1 pseudogene is annotated in these 449 nt (G+C 62.1%); it reads left to right on the top strand.

The features are described 5' to 3' along the window. Positions 1-355: pseudogene (locus tag EOA29_RS40055) on the top strand (ATP-dependent DNA ligase); the annotation flags it as partial. Positions 356-449: the final 94 nt, after the last annotated feature.

The following is a 449-nucleotide window of genomic DNA, read 5'->3' as shown; positions in this document are numbered from 1 at the left end:
CCGCTACCTGAACCGCAAGCGCCAGGTCGGGTCGCTCCTGCTGGGCCTCTATAACGACAATGGCTTGCTCGACCATGTCGGCTTCACTTCGACCATCAGCAATGAAGATCGGCAGGCGATCACCGTGAAGCTCGAGGAATTGCGCGGCGGACCCGGCTTCTCAGGCAAGGCGCCGGGCGGGCCAAGCCGCTGGAGCACGGAACGCAGCGGCGAATGGGAGCCGGTGCGGCCGGAACTGGTCGTCGAGGTGCGCTTCGACCATATTACCAGCGACCGTTTCCGCCACGGAACCAGGCTTTTGCGCTGGCGGCCCGACAAGGCGCCGCGCCAGTGCACGTTCGAGCAGATCGAGTAGTGGCCTAGCAATCGCGACGAATGTTGTCTGCCATTGCGCATTCACTTTTTGCGCAAGGTTCGCAAAGTAATCGAATAGCGGTGTTCGGTCAGGG

The organism is Mesorhizobium sp. M1E.F.Ca.ET.063.01.1.1, assembly GCF_003998155.1.
Lineage (GTDB): Bacteria > Pseudomonadota > Alphaproteobacteria > Rhizobiales > Rhizobiaceae > Mesorhizobium.
This window is presented reverse-complemented; position numbering and strand designations above follow the sequence as displayed.